Raw genomic sequence first — 13,365 nt, 5'->3', positions numbered from 1 at the left:
GCTTGGATGTTGGCACAACAGACAGGCAACCCCACATTTTTTTGACAGAAAAATGGCGTCAGCGCTAGCTGAAAAAGACAGTTTGAAAAACGTCTTTGCCGCATGGCGTATTTGCCTTCAGTACGAGCAGCGCGAGGACAGGGCCAGTTTGACTTGAGACGCTAGCGAGGAACGAGCGTAAAGCCCACTCATTACGGATGTAATATCAGAGTGGGCTGGCGTTTCAAGGCATTCATGCAGTATGCGAAGCACGCTGTATGACGCTCTAGAGTGTTTATCGCTTGTGATTTTGTGACGTTATTCGTGTCGTGAGCGCTGGCACAGCATCACGAGATGAAAAACGACAGACAGCCTGATGTCAATGGGCGTCAATTTTGCCCTTCGTATACCTATGTTTGATTAACCATTAATAATCAAACAAAGGATAAGCATGAATACGATAAACACCCCAAAAGGGCATACCCAAAATGATACCAACAACAAAACCTACTGGCTTACCGCCATGGGCCGCTACTTTAATATCGATATGCGCTATCAGCCAATGCAATCAAACAATGAGATTGGGCGGGCCAGGCAAGCGATGACCACGCTCATTGTGGCACGGTTTGGATTAACCTCGCCGTCTGTTGTGAGTCACCTTTATCGTATTTCACATCGACAAGCATTGGAGCATTTAAACAAGCTTGTAAAGCAAGGTTTATTAATCATGGTTAACACGCATCGTTCAGTTGACGGTTGTATTTATATTTGTGACGCCAGTGGCGCTAAATATGCGGAAGAGTTAACGGGTATACCGGTGTATTTTCGTCGCATTACCCCTCCCGAGCGGGGTGTGAACTTAAACACCGTGATGCACGACCTCATGAACTCCCATGTTTTGCTCACGATGATGCGCGAAGCAGCACGCCACGACCAGGGCTACTATGCTTACAGAGGTATGGTGACAGAAAAAGAATGTAAACGACTGTTTAAAAATACCGACTCGCGCATCGTGGATGGACTGCTATTAGAAGTCACCGACACAGGTACCTCCACTATCGCCTTAGAGGTCGAAAACTCGTTTAAAAATAAGGCCCAGAGAAGCACCATTTTACGTAAATATGTAGCCGCACTCCGCGCCGGTATCTACGACAAGGTATTTTTAGTTACCCAGTCCGAAGACATCTTTGCGGACATCAAGCGACTGCATGAGCAGTTATTCGTTGAGTTACCTCAGATAAAAGATAAGAAAACCAGACAGCCGATTTTGACACAAGCCGATGCAGATCTGCTTAGACGCTCCATTATCTTTCGAACTAAGTATTGTGATGAGCTCACAAAGATTTTCTATTAAAAGCAAATCGGGCACGCTTTAACTGCGTGCCCGACTTATTCCATGAGGATGGCGCCTCACGGGGCCGACATGTGGCTTCACAAACATTTTTGTTGGTTCCACCGCCAGTGAATTATTCCTACTTTCATTCACTCACTAAACATTTTCTCAATGGTAGGACATCGAATAAGCCATTATAAGTGTGTCGACTAACCGAGCGCAGTTGGTTGCGTCCCGTTATGTGTATTTAGTCACACGAGTGGGAGATTTGTGAGGGAGGGATAAATTTTATTCATGTTAATTTATTACCCATACAGAAAGCCGGTAGTTGCGTTGTAAGTTTATTAAATAAGAAAAAGAAGTCCATTCAAGTACTCAAAATTTTCTATAGGTAAACCTAGTTATTTATGCAGAGGTCAAAATAGGAGAAAACTGCATGAAAACAACACGAGAAACTTACGTTAAACCATTGCTACTATTTTCAAGTGCTCTTTTTAGCGTGTTAAAAATGACGATGGTTGCACTATTTGTTTTAAATGTGATTTTTGGAGTCCAGCTAAGGGATGGCTTTCCATTGTCAGAATATCAGATGTTAGCTTTGGCGTTGGTCGGTATGATATTCGAAATTGTGTTCAAAATAATGTATTTGGAATGCAAAAACTGATAACTCGGTTACTTTAAACGCTCTTTTAGAGCGTTTTTTAACAGGTAAACTATATTTTTATTAGTTCCGCCCCGTTTTATTTCAATCGTGTCTTTCCACAATATGCAGTAATTTTTAATACTCACTACTTTGCCCCGAATAGTCAAATTATTCAATTTTCCTTGAGCGCTATTGGGGTATTTTTCTTTTCGTGTTAACCACAATGTAGAACTGAGCCACTTGATCAATTGAATTCTGATCCATTTGTACCAAACTAGGTGTCCTTTGAGGGGCGCCCATGATCACAAAGGAAGATAGCAAGAGAATTAGGGATTTCTAGAAATACAGTGAAGCGTTTCAACAATATGAATATTGATGAACCAGAGTACAAAGAACGTGGTAACCAGAAATCCATATTGATGCCATTCACCTCGTATTTGCACTCGCGAATAGCTCAGGCGGCACCCGTTCATTTATCAGGGGTTGTGTTGTATCTGACTTGAATAGCGCCTTCGTAAAGTTAACCGATGAATGTCTAGTGCCCCTGACCAACAAAAGGAATGACAGAGTTAGGCAGTGATTAGATCACAATAAGAGAGCCTCTATATGTGTTTGCCATAAACAATTTTAACGGCCGCGATGACAGAGCGAAGTAGATTGTTTGGCTGATTGATGAATACAACTTAGCTGCCAAGCGGCAGCTAAAAAAGGTCCTGTTGTTTATTTGACGGAAGAAGATTCATATGTGTTAGCTACTTTCTACCAACTCAATCAGTCTAGCTTTAACTTTAGAAGCTTCTCTAGAAAAACCTAACACAGCAATTAAAGGCGCAAACAAAAGGAATCCTATCAATTCGAATTGGAATGAATTTGCTAAGTACAGTCCGATGCAAACAATTGTTAAGACTGCTATCCAACAAAATAGAAATGCTTCAACTAATTCTTTTAGTCTCAAGACAACAGATAGAGTTGTGATTCCTTCAGATTCTTTTATATGACCTTCAATTTGTGGATTGAAACTATTGTGATAATCCAATCGTTTTTCTATCTTAAAACTATTTTCCGTAACTACACCTCTAAACTCTCTTACTGGTTCAAAACCTAAAAAGGTCGCACCAAATTTAGACGTTCGATTATTAATATCTGACAAAACATCTAGGGCTGTTCTATCTGTTTTTACAGTGAATTCATTATATGGTATTAAAAACATCATAAAGGGAACTAACGCTTCGAATATGCGGCGCGCGCTGTTTGCGCGTCTGCCATTATTTGTTTGTTAGAGTCTCTACACATAAGTTACCAATGTAACGTTTGAAAAAATGATAAGGTCTGCTGGTGTCGGAGCATATCGTGGCTTATCTAGAAATTTTTGCATACCAGCTATGAAAGCTCCTTTGTAATTATACTTGCTGCCTATTGTGCTTCGCGCTCTAAGAACGCTCTCGTTCTTTTCTTGCTCAGTTAAATTGCCTCTATAAAGTCCAACATGAATATATTTGCCTTCGTAAACAGTTAAGGGGCGTTCAACACAACCTTCTGTGGTAGCCTCTATTATTGTGTCGTTACCTGAGCATATTGCAACATGACTCCAAGGTCCTGTGTCGACAGCGGATATGATTTTGCTCATAAAACTCTTTGATTGAAAAGTACATAACCAATCTCCAGCTTGAATTGAGTTGCAAAGAATTGGCCACTTGTCATTCTTTTCAAGTAAGCTTTTACTTTCCAGTACTGGGAGTTTTATAGGGTTATTAAAATAATCAGATTCTCCTTTATGTATTGCACTGAAACCGCGATGAAATAAATCTGGAGATTGGTGATTTTCTAAAAAAAAGGTTTCAATACTTTGCTCGCTTATATCCGTTTCTATACGCCGAAACTCGTGCGGAAATCTGGTAAGCTCGCTAATTGGTCTATAAGCCACTGTTTTCTTGCTAAGGAAGCAAACTATATTTTCTTTTAATACAATACCAAACTTATTAAAGCCTGACTCATCTACTGGGTGATGTTGATCATTATCTTCAAAAAAGAATAAATGCATATGGACTCTAACAGTTAAATGATGCGTACCCAAAGAACCGCATATTAATTTTTATGTTTTGACGACAATCCGCCAGTTTTCCAAAATAGCATTAAATTCACTTCCGATATTCACAAAAAAACATACCCACTCACTAATGTGTTTAGGATTGCAATAAATTTCCATTCTAAGCTTGAGAGTATATCCACCGCTTTGTGATTTCCCTTTTATCAAAGTTGCGCTGCCATCTTGCACGTTAAGTTGTTTAAACAATTTATCTAAACAGATTTTAGAAGCTACAACAAATTCAAATTCTAAAAGCTTTAGACCCGATAAATCGATGCCCGACTCAGAGAGCATTTTTAATTTTTTTTCGATCATTTAAGAAACATAACTTTGAGCTAAGGGGCAATTATGTTGCGCGAAAATGGCGAAGCCGCGCAACGTAATTGTCCCAGTGAACGTCTTAAGCACTTTGTTATGTGACACGCAGCCTCCTACGAGAATAAATGCTTTTATTAGAAGGCGGTGTGCCAGCCGTACTGAATACACACCTAAACTCACAGCTTAGCTAGTACAAACGATGCCATCAGTGTAAGCGCGAACGCAACAAATGGGGTAAATGTAACCGATAAAACAGCGTACAAACCACCGAATGCACCCAACCGTAGATGCAAGCTTGCTGAACCCGCTAAAGATGATTTTGCCATAGGCATTTCCTCTAACGTTGCCTCTTAGTCTCATTTTGAGCCGGGAAGAAGCTGTCCAGACTTTACTGCCAGTTTAGATTTAAGCCCAGTCGCTCGGTGGCAGTAACCCGACTGGATGGTATTCGACCAGTTAAGGTCGAAAATTCTTGTCACATAACAACTTATTATGAAGACCGCATTGTAACTGCGAGATAAGTTCATTTCACAAAGCCTTCATACTTATTCAATTTCAATAGCTTACTATTTTCTCAATGATAATTTCTACAATTTTTATGTATTTACTATGAGCGCATAGTAACACCGCCCATCTGTATCACGAAAGTTATTTAAAAACAATGCTCTAGAGTGAAATGGCAAATATAGTAACGTAATTACTATGCATGCATAGTAACAACAAGTTTGAATCTTGCCTTAAGTGCAATAAATACTGACCTGTAGGCCAATTGCCTCTTTTGTAGAATGCGGTTTAAAACATTTATGATTTGCTGTAGCGGCTCATAACCTATTCTGGACTTTTGTAAGCGTCTAGCAAAGGCCGCCTCTCCATTAGATGTTTAATCTTGCACAATGTCTTTTTGATTTTCAGTCGGAGACATTATGCGCAGAGAGCGTCGAACGAAAGAACAATGGAAAGCGATATTTGTAGACCACGAATCAAGTGGCGTTACTGCTCGTGAATATTGTGCAAAGCACAATATTCATCTTAAAACCTTTTCAGCACGTAAAAGCGATATTGAAAAAAGGCCAGCACGTTCAACAGGCAAGTTAGTTAAAGTCGTTAGACCCAAACCAAAACCAGTATCTACATCACCAACGCTGACGGTTGTTTATCATGGCGTAACCTTAAATGTGGGGCAAGCTGTTGAAGCTAAATGGCTGGCCGATGTTATGAAAGCCTTAGCCTTATGAAGATGTTTGTTGATCCTTCTGATATCTATCTATACCTTGATGCAGTAGATTTCCGTAAATCGATTAATGGCTTAATTATTGTGGTTGAGCAGCAACTTGAGTTGTCGCCATTCATGGATGCCCTGTTTATCTTCAGCAACAAGAAACGGGATAAGTTGAAGATACTGTATTGGTATAAAACGGGCTTCGCACTTTGGTATAAGCGTTTGGAGAAACAACGTTTTAAATGGCCCACGAATGACCAGTTAAGCCGATTAGTCCTGTCTGAGCAACAACTTAATTGGTTACTTGGTGGTTATGACATCATCGGTCACAGGCCGTTGCAGTATCAATCTGTCAGCTTATAACCACAGATCATAAGCAGCGATTAACGATCACCAAATGGTCTAAAATAAGTCAATTATATCAGGGTGTTATTTAGTAAAATAGCGATATGACTGATACCCAATTACTGCAACGCGTTGCTGAATTAGAATCACTACTGGCTGAAAAAGACGCCAAGATTGCTTTTCTAGAAGAGCAATTCCGGCTTGCCCAGCAAACGCAATTTGGAGCCGGCAGTGAAGGCCATCCTGGTCAAGGTGAGTTGTTTAATGAAGCCGAAGAGATTGATGAATCTGTCGTCCCTGAACAAGAAACCATTGAGTACACGCGCAACAAACCTAAGCGCAAACCACTGCCTAAAGACTTGCCTCGGGAAGTGGTTATCCACGATATCGCGGATGAAGATAAGGTGTGTGACTGCTGCAAGGGTGAACTGCACAAGATAGGCGAAGATACCGCTGAGAAGCTAGAATTCATTCCTGCTCAGGTTAAAGTGATTGAGCATGTTCGCCCTAAGTACGCATGCAGAGCGTGTGAAAAAGACGGTATCAGCAACACCATCAAACAAGCGCCTGTACCGAATTCAGTTATCCCCAAAGGCTATGCGACACCGAGCTTGCTAAGTCAGATTGTGACCAGCAAATACCAATATGGTTTACCGCTTTACCGACAAGAAGCGATGTTCAAACAATATGGGATCGAACTGAGTCGACAAACGATGGCGGAATGGATAATCAAGTGTGCCAGATTACTCGAACCTCTGGTTGAACGATGGCATGAACTGATGCTGCAACAATCGGTGATTCAGGCGGATGAAACCACGTTAAAGGTTATCAAAGAAGATAAATCGACCTGCTATATGTGGCTGTATTGCACGGGTACAGACTCGTCCCAAGACAGCACCATACCTAATATCGTCCTATACGATTATCAAAATAGTCGTGCTGGACGTTGCGCGGTGAATTATCTGGAAGGGTATTCGGGTTATCTGCACGTGGATGGCTATGTTGGCTATGAGCAAACTCAGGCTACCCTTGTCGGATGTTGGGCACACGCCAGACGTAAATTCAAAGAAGCTGAAATTGCTCAACCAAAAGGCAAAGTGGGTAAAGCCAACTGGGCGCTGAATCATATTCAGAAGCTATACCGGATTGACACCCAGATTAAGGATAAATCAGCAGATGAAAAACAGCGGATCAGACAACAGCAGTCCTTGCCACTGCTAAACCAATTCAAAGTCTGGTTGGATAAGTCCATCGATAACGTTCCGCCCAAAACGGCATTAGGCAAAGCCATCACTTATAGCCTCAATCAATGGCCTAAGCTCATTCGGTATATTGATGATGGCAATCTCAACATCGACAATAACCGTGCAGAACGAGCAATAAAACCCTTTGTTATTGGAAGAAAAAATTGGTTATTTAGCAACACGGCCAAGGGTGCAAAAGCCAGTGCCACGCTTTACAGCGTAATCGAAACAGCTAAAGCCAACGGCATCACGCCATTCGACTACCTGATGTACTTACTAGAACAGGTCAGCCAGCCACATTACGATATCGAGCAATTGCTACCATGGGAATTTGCTAAACGCTAGATGGGATCGGCGGACGCTTACTATCTTGCGCGGGTTTGTTCTAGTTGTTTTAACAACAGATCATATTCTTTGAGTTTATATGATTCGTTAAAAAAGTCTCTATATTCGGCATCATAGTGACCATTACAAACTTTAAAAATCAATGTTTTCAGATCGGGGGTTTTATCAATCTCGTGTTTCATCCACTCTTTTTTAGAAAAAGTGGAAAGTCGCATTTTGGCATATAAATCGAGTGCTTTATTCTTCTGTAAATATGTTTCAATGTTACATCTAACCTTTAGAGTTTTAATTTCTTTTCTTAATTGTCGTGCAGTGTTGATTTTATTAATTACACACTGAGTACAAGCTCGATTTTTTGTAAACCTCTCATAAGCTCCACACGTTTTGCATGCATCAAGATTAATATATCTAGTAGTACCATGTAATTTAGCACGCTCTAACGCTTCATTATTTTTTACCCTATTATTTTCCTGACGTTTTTCTGCATAATTTTTCCTCTGATTTTCTTTCTGACAGACAACACAATTATTCCACTTATTATAGCGTTCTACCCCATTACATTTGGGACAACTTCTCTCAGAAATATAAGTTTTTTTAACGCTGCTCAAAATTAGTGTTGCTTACTTAAACTCAATCATTAATGTCTGGAATAATAATACTAAAACACGAATAGGTCATTTCAAAAATTCATTTAAATTAGCTTTCAACGAACGACTACAAGTTTAAAGAAAGGGTGAAGCAGTATGAAAATTGGTCTTGAAACGACGATAAATTTTTACGGTGAGACAAATATGACGGTGGTGAAACTAGTAAAATCTTTAGCTAGACAATTAGCGAGTGAGGACTTCAATCAACAAGAGAATATGAAATGAGAGCAGTAGTTTACGCACGTTACTCAAGCGATTTACAAAAACTATCGTCTATCGATGATCAAATAGCTATCTGTACGGACTTTGCTAAAAGTCACAAGTTTAATATTGTGAGACATTTCACAGACGCAGCTGAATCTGGTTCTTCGCTGAATCGCGCTGGGATTAATGCGCTTCTAAACTGCTCAAAAGACTTCGATATCGTAATATGTGAAGCATTAGACAGACTAAGCAGAGATCAAGCAGACATTGCTAATATATTTAAACAATTAAGTTTTAGTGGCATAAAGATAATTACCCTTTCTGAGGGTGAAATCACTTCAATGCATATCGGTCTTAAAGGGACTATGAACGCTATGTTTTTGGAAGAACTTGCAAGAAAAACTAAAAGAGGTTTAAAGGGCAAAGTTGAAAAAGGCAAATCAGGGGGAGGCAAAACTTACGGATACAATGTCGTTAAGCAATTTGATAGTAATGGGGAGCCTGTTAGAGGCGAACGTGAAATTAATCATCAACAAGCAGAAATAGTTAATCGAATATTCAACAGCTATATAACTGAAAATAAATCGCCTAAAACGATAGCTGCAGAATTAAACCGCGAAGGTATACCCTGCCCCTCCGGTTCAGAATGGGGGTGCTCAACGATTCAAGGAAATCGTAGACGTGGCACTGGAATACTGAATAATGAGTTATACATTGGAAGGCTTATTTGGAACCGAGCGACTTATGTCAAACATCCCACTACAGGTAAACGCCTGCAACGTCCCAATCCAGAATCAGAATGGGTAATAACTGAAGTTCCTACTTTACAAATCGTGGATAAGGAAGTTTGGGAAGCTGCAAAGCTAAAGCAAAAGCAACTTAGCGTTAAATCCAGCAATGCAAAACCAGTGATGCGCCCAAGACATCTGCTTAGTCAACTAATAATCTGTGAACAATGTGGAAGTTCTTTTACATTGATAAATAAAGAGCGCTATGGCTGTAGCCGTGCGAAAAATAAAGGCACATGTTCAAGCGCAATAACAGTCAAAAAAGACATTCTGGAAACAACGGTTATCGATATAGTAAAGAATGAATTGAATACCGACGAGTCAATGAATTTATTTGTGAAAGAATATAATAGTTACATGACCCAACTTAAAAATGCGACAAATAAGGCAGAAAAACACAAGTATTGATCAAAATTTAATAACAACTAAATTTAGCAACATGATTGACTCGTTGTCAGCAGGGTCTTTTGGCACAGAAGCATTCGAATATATGCGCAATTTAGTAGAAAAAATAGTTGTTTACGGTCATCGAGGGAAAGTAAATGCGGATTTGTTTATAAACTTGAGTGGCTTGCTGCCTGATAAGAATCGACTTGCCCAAACAGGCAAGTCGAACCATGTGGTTGCGGGAGCAGGATTTGAACCTACGACCTTCGGGTTATGAGCCCGACGAGCTACCAGACTGCTCCATCCCGCGCTTGAAACTGGTGTTGATTGGAGGAGTGAATTAACTCTCTTCCCTCTCAAGTGGAGCGTATTATACATAGCCATTGAGGCCGCGCAAGAGGGATATGCAAATTATTGCAATAAAAGTTTAATATAACTGACCAATAGGTCAAAAATACCACTCAACGCTTATTTTACGTACGATTGCGGGGCTTTGATAAGTGCCTATTAATGAAATAAATCCATTTTTTCTGCAAGTTTAAAATCTAATTCACTGAGTCCGCCAACATCATGGGTGGTTAATTCAACGTCTACCTTGTTGTAAACATTGAACCATTCAGGATGATGATTTAATTTCTCAGCCCAAATCGCAACTTGTGACATCCAACCAAAAGCACGAACAAAACTTTTAAACTTAAATGTCTTGATTAGTTTATTGCCATTTACCTGCCACTTTTGTTCTTCGCTTTTACCATCATTAAGATCTAAAAGTGCGTCTAGGATTTGTTGCTGTGTAAATTTTTCAGCCATGCTTACGTGTCCTTATTAAGTGTGAAGTACCAGTGTTGAAAAAAACCACAAAAATTGAAAGAGATCCACAAAAAAAGTATCAAGATTTTATGGAAGGGGTTATTTACAAAAATCCCCGAACTAAGTCGGGGATTTCTATTGGACATAGTAAAATCTAGAACTCGATTGCTAATCTAGCATAGATTTGCCGACCACGTGGATCATGTACTTTAGAGTCGAAGCCACTATTGGTAAACAATTGAGGGGGCTCTTCGTCCATTAAGTTAATACCACCTATTGATAGAACGTAACTCATATCAGACTCCAACATTGTTCCCAAATCGAGGTTGTATTGAGCATCAACGGTGACATGACTATCAACTTCATAAAAACTATTAGTAGCACATACGCCGCCAGTAGCTAAGGTGCCATCGCTGCAGTTTTGGTCATCGTCATAGCCACTAATGTAACGAACAAATACATTAGCCGCGTGAACGCCAGTATTCCAATTTAGTCCTAAGTTCATGCGCAACTCGGGGGAAGATACCCCGATATTATTAAAGTTACGTCTGCCTGCACCATCAATTTCACCCGCTTGAGGGTCATTCAGGTCATACTTAGTAATATAAGTTGCATTTATTGAAGGCGTAAAGGTACCCGCATTTTCTGTTTCTATTTTATAACTGCTTACAAAGTCTAATCCAGCAGTTTCCAAAGAACTCGCATTAACATAAGTATTGTTAACCTGTAAAACTGGACCAGTGAGAGGGTCTCCAGCACGAACAACTCTGTCAGGATTAGAGGGATCAGCATTGAGAACTGCTTGTGCGTTCTCTTGAATAATTAGATTATCAAACTCGAAACTCCAATAATCTATCTCAATAGATAAGTCATCAATAGGTTCAAAAGATACACCCAAATTATAGGCTGTTGATTCTTCGGGAGTAAGATCTTCATTCCCCGTGGTGCGCACAGCAGCAAATGCCTGTGCTTCTTGTACCGGATCGATCAACTGTTGTAACGAGGTCGCACCACCATTACGTAAGAATACCGTTGGCGCTCTAAACGATGTTGAGATAGATCCGCGTATCGACAACATCTCACTTGCTCGATAAGAAAAAGCGAGTTTTGGATCTAACGTATCCCCTACAGAACCGCCGTAATCTTCGTAGCGCAATGCGATTTGAATATCGAGGTTTTCACTAACTGGTAATGCCAATTCGCCAAATACAGCCCAAACATCTAATGAGCCTTCAAAATCAGGGTTACCAATAACAAAAGTAAAGCTATCTTGGTTAGCCAGAGAATCGTAATCTTGAGATAGTTTTTCTTCTCTGTATTGCATACCTAACGCAACTGCAGCTGCACCGCCTTCCAAATCAAATGCTTCAAAGGAAGCAAAACCTTCAAACACTTCTAAATCCGCTTTCGAATCAATCGATTCTTCACCAGTAAATGAATCTACCACATACTGAGAGTTAGGCGCTGTTGTGAAAGAATTAGCGAACGGATTAAAGTATTCACAGTCCCCTTCCCCGGGCGTCCCAGTGAGCGGATTACACTGACTTCCGCCTAAACCATTTAACGCTAAGTTAAATTCGGTATTTAACACATCAGGTACTTTAAATAAGAAGTCATTGACGGCGCGGGTATAACTCACCTCCCAAAAACCATCGTCTAACTCTCCTTGCAAAGCAGTATTAAATCTAAAAGTATCTGATTCAGTTTGTGCAGGATCACCGTCAAAGCCATTACCCTCTGCACGTCCGAAGAAAGCAACAGGAGCACCAAAGGGATTTTGCGGATGATCTGCGGGAACTATAGGTGAGGTTAAAATTGGGAAGCTTGGCGCGCCTCCCCGCTCAGCTCGGTTTCTAGCGTAACCAAATTCAGTTGTCCACATGATTTCGTCGGTTAGCTGATAAGTACCTTGGGCATAAATATTAGTTCTAGATTCATCTGCAACGTAGGAATAATAAGGGCCAAAGTCAAATCCACAAAGACCTATTTCAAGTCCTGGTATAGTTCCACTAGGTGCACGCAAATCAGGGTAGCCACCAAACTCTTCACAACCATAAGGGTCGATAATGGGTAACGTCCCTACACCCGGAATAGTTAAAAAATACGAACCAGGATTACCTAAGGCACTGGTATCATCTTGAGGACGACTTAGGCGACGGTCACTAATAAACAACGGAGAGCGGTTGGTATAACTGACCGCCGCCATAATATTGCCTTTATCGCCGTTCGCTCCCCACAAACCTTGCACGACATATTCTTTGTTATCGCCATGGGCACCATCTTGATAATCAAAGCTCATCATAGCGCCTTCATAATTACGCTTGGTTATGAAATTAACCACCCCTGCAACAGCGTCAGATCCGTATAGTGCTGAAGCTCCGTCTTTGACTACTTCCATGCGGTTTATTGCAATCATCGGCACCAGTGAACTAGTATCAACGAAGTTCAACCCTTCATTCGTTGGTTGAGAATTTACCACCTGGCGGCGATTATTTAATAGCACTAATGTTGAAGCGACCCCAAGACCACGTAAATTGATATTTGACGTACCTGCAGTCGCATTCTGAGTAAAAGCATCTGGGTTATTTTCAGAACCTGAGTTAATTGTTAGAGTTTGTGTGATGTCCGCGATATTTTTAGCACCAATTGCGTCTATCGCTACGCTATCGATTACCGCTAATGGCGAAGGTGATTCAAAATTTTCGGAGCGTCTTACAAAGCTACCGGTGACCATAATTAGTTCTACTTCTTCATTAGCTTGTTGCTCTTGTGCAACAGCCAATTGAGGCATCGCTAAAAATTGCGTAGAGACAATTGCCGCTATCGCGCTGATACGAGTCTTGATTTTCATTGAGTGTCCCCTAAATCAATGTGAGTAGCAGCGGTCTAAACAACATTCAATCGCAATGTGATAAAACCAACACTCTCACTTGATAGTTTTTAGTTTTTGTTTTGAGCTAACAATTTCTGCCAGCCTCATTCAAATACTAGGGACATATTTGCCTTATGTAAATTTT

The 13,365-nt window shown here is 40.5% G+C and carries 13 protein-coding genes and 1 tRNA gene; 6 read left to right on the top strand and 8 right to left on the bottom strand.

From position 1 onward, the window contains the following. The first annotated feature begins 430 nt into the window (after positions 1-430). Both Q4574_RS11090 and Q4574_RS11085 read left to right on the top strand, forming a co-directional pair. Entirely contained in the window at positions 431-1,333 is a 903-nt protein-coding gene (locus Q4574_RS11090; protein ID WP_303474184.1) for a hypothetical protein, read from the top strand. 415 nt (positions 1,334-1,748) lie between these two features. Next, positions 1,749-1,976 carry a hypothetical protein gene (locus Q4574_RS11085; RefSeq protein WP_303474183.1) on the top strand — a complete coding sequence of 76 codons (228 nt, stop codon included), beginning with the start codon at positions 1,749-1,751 and terminating at the stop codon, positions 1,974-1,976. 727 nt (positions 1,977-2,703) lie between these two features. On the opposite strand, the gene Q4574_RS11080 is transcribed toward Q4574_RS11085, so the two are convergent. The 4 genes from Q4574_RS11080 to Q4574_RS11065 all read right to left on the bottom strand — a co-directional run bounded on the left by Q4574_RS11080 (position 2,704) and on the right by Q4574_RS11065 (position 4,685). Continuing rightward, positions 2,704-3,168 (bottom strand): hypothetical protein, encoded by a 465-nt coding sequence (locus Q4574_RS11080; RefSeq protein WP_303474182.1) that lies wholly within the window; start codon positions 3,166-3,168, stop codon positions 2,704-2,706. A 72-nt stretch (positions 3,169-3,240) separates the two neighbouring features. Beyond that, a complete protein-coding gene (locus tag Q4574_RS11075; protein WP_303474181.1) occupies positions 3,241-3,996 on the bottom strand; it encodes a hypothetical protein in 756 nt (251 codons plus the stop codon). Positions 3,997-4,047: 51 nt separating this feature from the next. After that, on the bottom strand, positions 4,048-4,356 hold the full coding sequence (locus Q4574_RS11070) for a ribonuclease E inhibitor RraB (protein WP_303474180.1): 309 nt from the start codon (positions 4,354-4,356) through the stop codon (positions 4,048-4,050). 179 nt (positions 4,357-4,535) lie between these two features. Next, positions 4,536-4,685 (bottom strand): hypothetical protein, encoded by a 150-nt coding sequence (locus Q4574_RS11065; protein WP_303474179.1) that lies wholly within the window; start codon positions 4,683-4,685, stop codon positions 4,536-4,538. A 597-nt stretch (positions 4,686-5,282) separates the two neighbouring features. Between Q4574_RS11065 and Q4574_RS11060 the strand changes: the two genes are divergently transcribed. The 3 genes from Q4574_RS11060 (at position 5,283) to Q4574_RS11050 (ending at position 7,512) form a co-directional block, all read left to right on the top strand. Then, the gene (locus tag Q4574_RS11060; RefSeq protein WP_303474178.1) at positions 5,283-5,594 is read left to right on the top strand and encodes a hypothetical protein; all 312 of its coding nucleotides are present in this window, start codon (positions 5,283-5,285) and stop codon (positions 5,592-5,594) included. Beyond that, positions 5,591-5,941, top strand: a complete 351-nt coding sequence (gene tnpB, locus Q4574_RS11055) for an IS66 family insertion sequence element accessory protein TnpB (RefSeq protein ID WP_303474177.1) — start codon at positions 5,591-5,593, stop codon at positions 5,939-5,941. The genes Q4574_RS11060 and tnpB overlap by 4 nt, the downstream gene beginning before the upstream one ends. 86 nt (positions 5,942-6,027) lie before the next feature. Beyond that, positions 6,028-7,512, top strand: coding sequence for an IS66 family transposase (locus Q4574_RS11050; protein WP_303474176.1), 1,485 nt, complete (start codon positions 6,028-6,030; stop codon positions 7,510-7,512). Between the two features lie 20 nt (positions 7,513-7,532). Here the strand turns inward: Q4574_RS11050 and Q4574_RS11045 are convergent, their stop codons facing one another. After that, complete coding sequence (locus Q4574_RS11045) at positions 7,533-8,120, bottom strand: hypothetical protein (RefSeq protein ID WP_303474175.1); 588 nt, start codon at positions 8,118-8,120, stop codon at positions 7,533-7,535. Positions 8,121-8,380: 260 nt separating this feature from the next. Here Q4574_RS11045 and Q4574_RS11040 point away from each other — a divergent pair, with 260 nt between their 5' ends. Beyond that, complete coding sequence (locus Q4574_RS11040; RefSeq protein ID WP_303474174.1) at positions 8,381-9,559, top strand: recombinase family protein; 1,179 nt, start codon at positions 8,381-8,383, stop codon at positions 9,557-9,559. A 212-nt stretch (positions 9,560-9,771) separates the two neighbouring features. On the opposite strand, the gene Q4574_RS11035 is transcribed toward Q4574_RS11040, so the two are convergent. The 3 genes from Q4574_RS11035 to Q4574_RS11025 form a co-directional block, all read right to left on the bottom strand. Then, positions 9,772-9,848: transfer RNA gene (locus tag Q4574_RS11035), tRNA-Met, on the bottom strand. A 197-nt stretch (positions 9,849-10,045) separates the two neighbouring features. After that, positions 10,046-10,348, bottom strand: a complete 303-nt coding sequence (locus Q4574_RS11030; protein ID WP_303474173.1) for a 4a-hydroxytetrahydrobiopterin dehydratase — start codon at positions 10,346-10,348, stop codon at positions 10,046-10,048. A gap of 154 nt (positions 10,349-10,502) precedes the next feature. Next, on the bottom strand, positions 10,503-13,199 hold the full coding sequence (locus tag Q4574_RS11025) for a TonB-dependent siderophore receptor (RefSeq protein WP_303474172.1): 2,697 nt from the start codon (positions 13,197-13,199) through the stop codon (positions 10,503-10,505). Positions 13,200-13,365: the final 166 nt, after the last annotated feature.

Source organism: Aliiglaciecola sp. 3_MG-2023 (assembly GCF_030548205.1).
Taxonomy (GTDB): Bacteria; Pseudomonadota; Gammaproteobacteria; order Enterobacterales; family Alteromonadaceae; genus Aliiglaciecola.
Note: the sequence above shows the minus strand (reverse complement) of the source record. Positions and strands in the feature narration are given on the sequence as shown.